Below are 9,115 nucleotides of genomic sequence, written 5' to 3'. Positions count from 1 at the left end.
ATTAAAGCATTTTGATAAACTCGACTAGACAACTGGTTCATCCAGCCGAATTCAGGCTTTTTCTTGACGTAGTTGGTAAGAACTTTTTTAACTTCGTCGAGCACCTTCGAGTCTGTGAATTTTCCCTCGCTATACATTTGAGTCCGCAAGCTTAACCCAAAGTTAAATACTACGCGCCGGAATCCTGCGTGTCTTGCCATCAAAGTCGCTTCGTTGTTATTCAGTTTGAGCGCTCGTTTCAGGGCAAACACAAAACTTCCTCTCAATGATTAACTCTGGAGAATTTTAGCAAACTATTTGGCACTTTAGTCAAGCTCTTGCGATCCGCGCTGCGAGCTTAAGAGTTCGTACGCTCCTAATCCCCATGCTACCGGATTTAATATTATTAGGGTTGAAAGTGACGGGGAGTAACTCAAGGCTGACATCCGATCGCCACTATCAAGGATTTTTCAGTTCGCGATCGCACTGCGACACTCAGAAACCTGGTTTTGTACGAAAATACCCCGGTTGCAGCCCGCACCCAAGGTAAAAACCCCGGTTTCTCGGGCCCCATGCGTAAGTCATAATACAAATACAAGAACCCCTAGGGTATCGCCCGAATTTCAGATGATTGCTGGGGGTTTTATTCTGCCGAATGAGGGATGCCTTCTGCCGTTTGATGACTCAACTTTTCATGAGCCTTCATCCATTTCCACTTGTTCAGAGTAGCTTGAGGATTGAGCACTGTGGTAGCGACGCCGTAAACAATAGTCGGCAAAACCTCCCGATTTAACCAACTTTGTCCCAGCTTTCTCATGTAGTGCAGTGCCAAAACTTCTCGAAATTTGTTAAGCCTTTTCAAAAGTGGCAAATTCTTAAAGTATACCTGTTCGTAATCGTTGAGCGATAACTCTTTTTCCCCCCGCAAGCGCCGCAGTTGGTTTTCCTTAACACAATCAGCAGCTATGCGCTTTTTCAGCCAGTGCTTATCTGTGAGAGAATTCCCTCTAATTCGATAATTTCCCAAAGGTGCTGTCGCCGCTAGCAAGCCGTACTTTTGAGCAATTTTGGTAAATAACTCTGTATCTTCTCCTACCTGCCAATCTTCTGCAAAGCCGCCTTCTGTGAGGAGAATGGAGCGATCGACTACAACTGAAGACGGGAAAACCCAAGGACTTTCGCCTGTCTCCTTAATCGCCTGCATTTCTGCTTTAGTTGTAGGATAGGTGGGAACATAACTCAACTTGTTGCCGCGCTTATCTAAATAGCGTAAAGCGTGAGCCACAGCTTTGACTTCAGGATTGTCTTCGAGCATCTTCAAACAAACTTCTAGCTTGTTGGGTTCCCAGGTATCGTCGCTGTCGAGAAACGCTACATACTCGCCCGTTGCCCGATACATCATTAAATTTCTCGACTTAGAAACCCCGTAAGTTTGGGGATTTCGGAAGTATTGAACTCTCGAATCTTGCTCTGCCAGTTTAGCACCAACTTGGCCAGTAGTGTCACTAGAGCAGTCATCAACTATTAAAATTTCTAGATGCTGGTGGGTACCATTGAGTACGGAGGCAACTGTCTCGGCCAGAGTATCGGCAGCATTCAATGCAGGAATGATCACACTGACTTTTTCGCTGTTCATAACTTGCATTAGGTGGGGTTTGGTAGTGGTTCGCCTATAGTCTGGAAGCAGACACTCTGACTCCTTTACGTGCAAGTACCCTGTATTCCCGAAACTTGCCTACATAATCCCAAAAATATAACAGGCCTGCCGACCGAGTGTTATCTACCATAAGGGGGGGAAACCGGTTAGGAGCCGGAGTCCAGACTATTTGGCGGGTAATTGTTCTGACACACAGGCGTCGGCTGCGAGGGATTGAGGGTTTTGTCGGGGGATTGGAGTTTTCCTCTGAGTCGATCGGATATTCTTGCTTTAATAGGACTTACCCAGAGAAACCGGGCATCACCAAAAATTGTTGGTTTGACAACTAGATATTACTAAAAAACCGGGTTTATGACTCAGATCGAGTGCGGTTAATTGCTGATAATTAAATTTTTTGTTGTGCGCCAGAACAGGGCGATAGAGGACTCAATTCCTCACTACAAACCTAATTATAATTCGTTAGCCAAACTTGATAAGCTCTTCCATGTTTAACTTGTAATAGACCTCTTGCAAAAATAACTAGGACGGGCAAGATGCCCATCCCACAAAATTTTTTTTCTTGTGGAATGGGCATCTTGCCCGTTCCAGAATTTGATTAAAAGGATTTTTGCAAGAGGTCTAATATAGCAATCGTTGCAGGAGTTGGGAAAATCGAGAGGCTCAGAGCCCCGAATTCTCAAAGAATTCGGGACTCTTGTTATTCACGAGTGATTTAGGACTGCTATGGCAGAGCTTTTATGGATCTAGCTTTGAAGCCTCTAAATACCCTAATAACTTATCTTTAAATGTTTCCCTTTTAGTGAAGTCTTGTTTGTGGGCTAGGCTATATTTTTCGGGCGCGGTAAACGTACTTTGTTTGAGTCAGGACTTACGCATAAATACCAAAGAAACCGGGTTTTTTACCGAATATGCGGGATGGTACGAAGTATTTTTGTAAAAAAAACCGGGATTCTGGGCCCCCATGCGTCTAGGACTATGAGTGTAATATTTTCCTAATTTGCTCACCACTTAATTCAACTCCTGTCTGCTCTACTAAGTATGTAGCCAGTGGAAGCTGTTGACCATCTACCTTGCTTCAGATCCTAATTCCTGTTAACTGTTTAGCTACTGCAATAAAGCCGCAGCGTCCGGTCAGCTATTCGTAGCAGCCCAACAGCCAATTAGTTAAATTCTTGATTTAATCGCTTCTGATATTTCATCCACTTAATTTTGTGCACAGTGGCTTGAGGGTTCAGCACTGTTGTGGCAATTCCGTAAATCAGAGTAGGCAAAATCTCCCGATTTAACCAGCTTTCTCCGGCTTTTCTCATAAAGCGAGTTGCCGCAATCTCTCTTAACTTATTGAGCTTTTTCAAGGGCGGCAGGTTTTGGAAAAAGATTTCTCGGTATTCGGTCAATGTTAACTCTGATTCACCGCGAATCCTGCGCTGCTGGTTTTCTTTAACGCAGTCTATGGCTAAACGCTTGTCCAACCAATATTTATCGGTTAAAGAGTTGCCCAAAACTCGGTAGTTTCCTAATGGTGTTTTTGTAGCTAGCATCCCGTGCTTTTGAGCTAGTCTGGCCATGAACTCGGTATCTGCTGCTACTTTCCAGTCTAAAAATCCTCCCATTTCTAGGATAGCTTCTCGTTCTGCTACTAAAGCTGTGGGAAAAACCCAGGGAAGCGCACCGTTTTCTTGAACATTCTGCAATTCTTCTTGATTTGTGGGATATGTGGGGATGTAGCTGACTTTGTTGCCGCGCTTGTCTAGATAGCGGAGGGCGTGACCGACTGATTTAACTTCTGGGTGCTGTTTTAACATTTTCAAACATTCTTCTAGTTTGTTTGGTTCCCAGGTGTCGTCGCTGTCTAAAAATGCGATAAATTTTCCGGTTGCTGCTTCGATCATTAGATTTCTAGATTTGTAAGCTCCTAAGTTTTTGGGGTTTTTGCAATACTTAATTCGCTGGTCTTTTCCAGCCATGTCGGTGACGATTTTTTCGGTGTCGTCGGTGGAACCGTCGTCAATTACTAGGATTTCTAGATTCCGGTGAGTTCCTCCGAGTGCGGAGGCGATCGCTTCGCCAATTGTGTCTTGGGCGTTGAATGCCGGCATAATGATGCTAACTTTTTCTGGGTGAAAAGTTGTGCTAATTTCAGGTGCTGCTGATGCTTCTAGGGCGGTTCTGGCTTCGGGGACTGCGGGCGAAGCAGTGCTGACTTTTTCGGTGTTTAACTTTTTCTCGATCGCACCTGCAATCGCTCTGCTACCGATGTTTTGAGAGTTGAGTTCGGGGATGAATGGGTCGATATTTTCTGAGTTCATAACGTTCCCTTAAATTTTTGTTTGAGGTTGTTCTTTGGGAAAATAGATACTTATCAACAAAGATTTACTGACTTAAATAGCTATTGTAGCAAACGTCCCGATCGCTTGCAACACTTTAGTGATAAATTTTCTCCTACTTAAGATTCCGATAATTGGACTTAGAGTGTAGTGTATTTAACAAAGCTGTCGGACTGATTTGAATAGTAAATTTGCGGCAGTTAAGGATTCTTATCGGGAGTAAAACTAAATCTATTTCTTTAGAATGATGTCGTTTAGTTTATACTGTGATATAAACTCGCAAATCTGGGGAAAAATGTTTTCAAAGTTAAGCAGTAAAGTGCGAATTTATACTTGTTTCCTAACAGTCTTGCTGTTTGGCTGCCAGCAGCAGCTACAGCCAAACTTGCAGCAGCAGCGCAGCAAACAGGGCATGACTGTCTCGGCTCACCCCCTCGCGAGCGCTGCGGGGCTGGCGGTGCTGCAACAGGGAGGCAATGCAGTGGATGCGGCGGCTGCTACGGCTTTGGCGATTTCGGTGGTGGAGCCTTTTTCGGCGGGTATCGGCGGCGGAGGTTTTTTGCTGCTGCGGCGGGCTGAAACGGGTACTGTGCAAGCGCTGGATTTCCGGGAACGAGCTCCGAAACGGGGGGCGCGGGATATGTACCTCGACAAGTCAGGCAAGGTGCGCCCAAAGGCAAGTCGGGACGGTCATTTGGCGGCGGGTATTCCGGGTACTGTGGCTGGACTTTATACGGTGCACCGCGAGTACGGTAAGTTGCCTTGGGCGGCGGTGGTGGCGCCGGCGATCGCCCTAGCTGAAAAAGGCTTTCCGGTAAGTTCGCGGTTTACCACGGCTACCGAGCGACGACACGATGCGATCGAAAAAAACCGGGCGGCGCGGGAGGTTTTTACTCGCGGTGGCATTTTATACCAGCCGGGGGAGCTTTTGGTGCAGCGGGATTTGGCGCGGACTTTGCGGCAGATTGCTGAAAATCCGCAGAGTTTTTATACCGGGGACATTGCGCGGGCGATCGCCGCCGATATGGCTAAAAATGGCGGCCTTATCACTCTGGAAGATTTGAAAAACTATACGCCGATTTGGCGGAATCCGGTTTGTGGCAACTTTCGCACTTACGAAATTTGTGCCATGTCGCCTCCTTCTTCCGGCGGCGTTCATTTGTTGCAAATCTTGAATATTCTGGGAGATACGGATCTCAAGAGGTTGGGGAGGGAAAGTCCAGATATGCTACACTTGCTGGCGGAGAGCATGAGGATTGCTTATGCTGACAGGGCACAGTATTTGGGCGACCCGGATTTTGTGAGTGTACCGGTCAAAGCTCTGACTAGCAGCAATTATGGCAAATTGAGACGATCGCAAATCCAAATGTCAAAAGCCAGACCTTCGTCAGAGGTGAAAGCTGTTGACGCTGAAACTTTAAGTCGCTTTGTGTGGGAGTCTCCCGAAACTACCCACCTGACGGTAGTTGACAAAGAGCGCAATGTTGTAAGCTTAACGTTTACAGTGAATGGCGGTTTTGGGGCTGGAGTCGTGGCTGCGGGTACGGGAATTTTGCTCAACAACGAGATGGATGATTTTGCAGCGGCGCCGGGAGTGCCGAATTTGTCGTCTGGTTTGGTGGGCGGGGAGGCAAATTCGATCGCCCCGGGCAAAACTCCTTTATCGAGCATGACGCCAGTCATCGTGACAGAAAATGGCAAATTTCGCCTCGCTGCGGGGGCTCCCGGGGGTGGCACGATTATTACCACGGTGCTGCAAATTGTACTGAACGTATTGGTTTACGACATGAATGTCGGCGATGCTGTGTCTGCACCTCGCGTACACCACCAGTGGCAGCCCGATCGCCTGATGGTGGAACGGGGAGGTTTTGAGGCTGCGACGCTTTCGGAGTTGCGGCGTCGGGGACACCTGATTTTCGAACGTGACGGCTGGGGAAACGCTACTGCGATCGTCCTGACTGCGGACGGTTGGTTGGAAGGGGCTGCCGATCCGCGCGGGGAAGGAGAAGCAAGAGGGTTTTAGTCATCTGTGAAACGTAATTGTTGTAGGGCGGGTTCGTCATCATCTTGACTTCTTCACCAGCACTTGAGTAAACCCGCCCCGCCCCCGACTCGAATGCTCGATCGACCCGACTTGATATAAATTGCCGACTTACCCAGAAACCAGGTTTTTCACCAAAATCCCACGCTGCATGCGCGATCGCAAACCGTATAAAAACCCGTTTTCTTTGGTAAACATTGGTAAACATTTGTGGATTTAGATTGTATAGTTTAATAAACTATTCCCCCTCTCTCCCCCTCTCCCCCTCTCCCCCTCTCCCCCTCTCGCTGGCGAGCAAAGCTTATCCAGTGCGTAAGTCCTGAAATTATTAGTCTGTCTGCGTGTATTTTGGCATTTGTATCTTTGCGCTGAGGTTTCTTGACTAACTAACTGCAAAAAACTACCCAAAACAATTAATCAGATAACCGTAAATACACGTATATATAAAGTTATTGTAAAGGCACTAGACATTGATAGTTATATAATGTGATAATTAAGTTGTGCATTGAATCAGCTTTGTATTTTTAAGCAATAAGTTATGATAAATTATCACCAAATGGGTGCCTTAACTGCTACATTGACGGGTGTTCTAGGCTTGTTGGCAGCGCCAGCAATGGCATTTTCGGTAGGGGCAACTAATAACATTGAGACTTTAAAAAATAATTTGTTGGGAACTAATACAGCCGGCTTGAGTGATTTCTCTGTTTCAATTACGGGTAATGCGGCTGCTTTTGGTACTTTCACTGATGACCCCTTCGGTTTGAAATCAGGTGTTGTTCTCAGCACTGGTAAAGTCGCCGATATACCGGGTCAGAATCGGAAAGATAACGTAATGACCAACAGCAGCGATTTAAACACGGACTTTGGGAATAAGGGTGAACAGGGGGATTTGACTCAGCTAAACCTCAGCTTTTTTGCTAATAGCACGGTTCAAAAGTTGTTCTTTGAATATGTATTTGCTTCGGAGGAGTTTCCTGAGTTCGGCGGTTCTGAATTTAATGACGATTTTGAACTGCTGCTGAACGGCACTAATTTGGCAAAATTGAGCGACGGAAAAACAGTTACGATTAATAATCTTGTTCCCGCTCCAAATAATCGCTCTACAGATCACCCAGACTATATTGACAACCCAAGTTTTACAGGTATTGCTGCTAACATCGTTAAGCTGGACGGTTTTACTAAAGTTTTAGGTTTTGAGGGTTTGCTCAAGCAAAATCAGACGAATGTTCTCAGCATCCGCATTAAAGATGTGGGCGATGGCAATTTAGATTCTGCTGTATTTATTAAAGGCGGTTCTGTGGGAACGACAAAAGCTGAGGCGGTTCCCGAACCGATGACTGTGGGGGGTTTGATGGCGGGAGGCGCTATGCTGGCTGCTGCGCGAAAGTTGCGCGATCGCCGGAAGTAATTAATATAAAAGTAGATTAACAGTCAGGGATCATTCGTCACAATTTAAGCTAAGGAAGCATTTGTCAATCAGCAATTATACTCAAAATTTACTCAGATTTTGGGTGGAAAACTGAGATTTGGGCCCGAGTGCGATCGTGCGAAGCGCCATATTTGTGCCCATTTACCCCAAATTGCGAATTTTCCACTCCTCAACAAACAGTTTTTTGAGTAATCTTACTGATTGACAAATGCAAGTAAATCTTAACTTGTCACCAATGGTCAGGGATGCAGAAACCGGGTTTGATGAACCAAAATACTTCGTTGCAGTCCTTGAACCAAGTAAAAAAACTCGGTTTCTGCGATGTAACGCAACCGCTACGGGTTCGCAGCAAGGACTCTAGTCCTCGCTACAAACCAATTTTATTGCGGTTGTTCTACCGGACATAATATAATACTATTTCTCTAAAATCGTGCAACACTCTTCGACCCCCCCTAGCCCCCCCTTGCTAAGGGGGGGGACAAGAATACTGTTGCATTATTTTTTAAAATTGGTATAAGTTTCGATCGAAAATTCGCGAGGGCGGATTTTTGTGTATTTGTGGTTGCAGCAAATATTTCTGGTAAAACCCGGGCCGAAAGCAACTTACAAAAAACTAAATCCTTTAACTGTGAACCGTACCGTCGGGCAAAATCGCACCTGTTAATCTAGCTCCGGTGAGTTTTACCATAACTCGATCGCCGTAACCTATTTTCGCTCCTGTTAAGTCCGCACCGCTCAAGTCTGCACCGCTCAAATCGGCTCCGATTAAGTTGGTTTCTCTCAAGTTGGCATTGATCAAACAAGCTCCTAACAAATTGGCCCTGAACAAGTTAGCTTGGTGCAAATTCGCGCCTGTGAGGTTGACGTTATGCAAAAAAGCATCGCTTAAGTCGGCTTCACTCAAATTTGCATTACTCAAGTTTCTCCCTGAAAAATCCTTTTCTTTTAAGGAAGCTCCTTTAAAGTTGGAACCGCTCAAATCGGGAGCTTGCGGCGCAGCTTGGCGGTAAGACTGAGATGGCGCCTGCTGCTGCGATTGGTAGCGGGAGGCCTCTGAATAGGGCCCTGAAGGATTTCCAGCATAATTTCCCGCATAATTTCCCGCATAATTGCCAGCATATTTTTCTGAAGAGGTTTCAGAAGAGTAGCGCGGTTCTTTTGGGTTTGGCGGAGGCTGCGGAGTGTTTTGGTGCTGAGTGTTTTGATACTGAGTATTTCTGTACTGAGTGTTTTGTTGCTGATTGTTTTGGTACTGAGTATTTCTGTACTGAGTATTTTGTTGCTGATTGTTTTGGTGCTGGGTATTTTGGTGCTGGGTGTTTTGTTGCTGGGTGTGTTTTTGCTGGGTGTTTGGTTGCTGGGTGTTTTGTTGCGGGGTATGTTTTTGCTGGGTGTTTTGTTGCTGGGTGGGTTTTTGCTGAGTATTTTTGTGCTGAACGTTCTGATTCTGACCTCTTGGCTGAATCGTTCGCAATCGTTCGCGAGCTTGATTAATTTCCTTAATCTTTTCTTCAGCTTTCTGTAGTAGTCTGGGATTATCTTTCGGGATGCGATCGGGGTGCCAAATGAACGCTAAATCCTTGTAGGCCTGACTAATTTCTTCTCGGGATGCTCCCGGCAACAGTCCCAGCACTTTATAGTATTGGTCGAGGTCGTTCATGGTACCACCTTTCGCTTTAAGA

Annotated in this window: 6 protein-coding genes; 2 read left to right on the top strand and 4 right to left on the bottom strand. The window is 45.9% G+C overall.

What is annotated here, in order from left to right; genetic code table 11:
* The 3 genes from QUB70_RS23225 to QUB70_RS23215 all read right to left on the bottom strand — a co-directional run.
* On the bottom strand, positions 1 to 251 hold a 251-nt coding region (locus QUB70_RS23225; protein ID WP_332983689.1), incomplete at its 3' end, for a helix-turn-helix domain-containing protein.
* Positions 252 to 622: 371 nt separating this feature from the next.
* Positions 623 to 1,615: a glycosyltransferase family 2 protein gene (locus QUB70_RS23220; protein WP_332983688.1), complete on the bottom strand. Its 993-nt coding sequence runs from the start codon at positions 1,613 to 1,615 to the stop codon at positions 623 to 625.
* A 1,181-nt stretch (positions 1,616 to 2,796) separates the two neighbouring features.
* Positions 2,797 to 3,945, bottom strand: coding sequence for a glycosyltransferase family 2 protein (locus QUB70_RS23215; protein ID WP_332983687.1), 1,149 nt, complete (start codon positions 3,943 to 3,945; stop codon positions 2,797 to 2,799).
* A 313-nt stretch (positions 3,946 to 4,258) separates the two neighbouring features.
* Here QUB70_RS23215 and ggt point away from each other — a divergent pair, with 313 nt between their 5' ends.
* Both ggt and QUB70_RS23205 read left to right on the top strand, forming a co-directional pair.
* Positions 4,259 to 5,986 carry a gamma-glutamyltransferase gene (gene ggt / locus QUB70_RS23210; protein ID WP_332983686.1) on the top strand — a complete coding sequence of 576 codons (1,728 nt, stop codon included), beginning with the start codon at positions 4,259 to 4,261 and terminating at the stop codon, positions 5,984 to 5,986.
* 556 nt (positions 5,987 to 6,542) lie between these two features.
* Complete coding sequence (locus QUB70_RS23205; protein WP_332983684.1) at positions 6,543 to 7,412, top strand: choice-of-anchor L family PEP-CTERM protein; 870 nt, start codon at positions 6,543 to 6,545, stop codon at positions 7,410 to 7,412.
* Between the two features lie 643 nt (positions 7,413 to 8,055).
* Here QUB70_RS23205 and QUB70_RS23200 read toward each other — a convergent pair.
* Complete coding sequence (locus tag QUB70_RS23200) at positions 8,056 to 9,093, bottom strand: pentapeptide repeat-containing protein (RefSeq protein WP_332983683.1); 1,038 nt, start codon at positions 9,091 to 9,093, stop codon at positions 8,056 to 8,058.
* Positions 9,094 to 9,115 lie beyond the last annotated feature (22 nt).

The sequence above is a fragment of the Microcoleus sp. A003_D6 genome (assembly GCF_036702825.1).
In the GTDB taxonomy this organism is placed as follows: domain Bacteria; phylum Cyanobacteriota; class Cyanobacteriia; order Cyanobacteriales; family Microcoleaceae; genus Microcoleus.
Note: the sequence above shows the minus strand (reverse complement) of the source record. Positions and strands in the feature narration are given on the sequence as shown.

Excerpts from the sequence above, each read along its gene's own strand:
- QUB70_RS23200 (WP_332983683.1), bottom strand. The coding sequence starts at position 9,093 with ATGAACGACCTCGACCAATACTATAAAGTGCTGGGACTGTTGCCGGGA.
- QUB70_RS23220 (WP_332983688.1), bottom strand. The coding sequence starts at position 1,615 with ATGAACAGCGAAAAAGTCAGTGTGATCATTCCTGCATTGAATGCTGCC.
- QUB70_RS23205 (WP_332983684.1), top strand. The coding sequence starts at position 6,543 with ATGATAAATTATCACCAAATGGGTGCCTTAACTGCTACATTGACGGGT.
- QUB70_RS23215 (WP_332983687.1), bottom strand. The coding sequence starts at position 3,945 with ATGAACTCAGAAAATATCGACCCATTCATCCCCGAACTCAACTCTCAA.
- ggt (WP_332983686.1), top strand. The coding sequence starts at position 4,259 with ATGTTTTCAAAGTTAAGCAGTAAAGTGCGAATTTATACTTGTTTCCTA.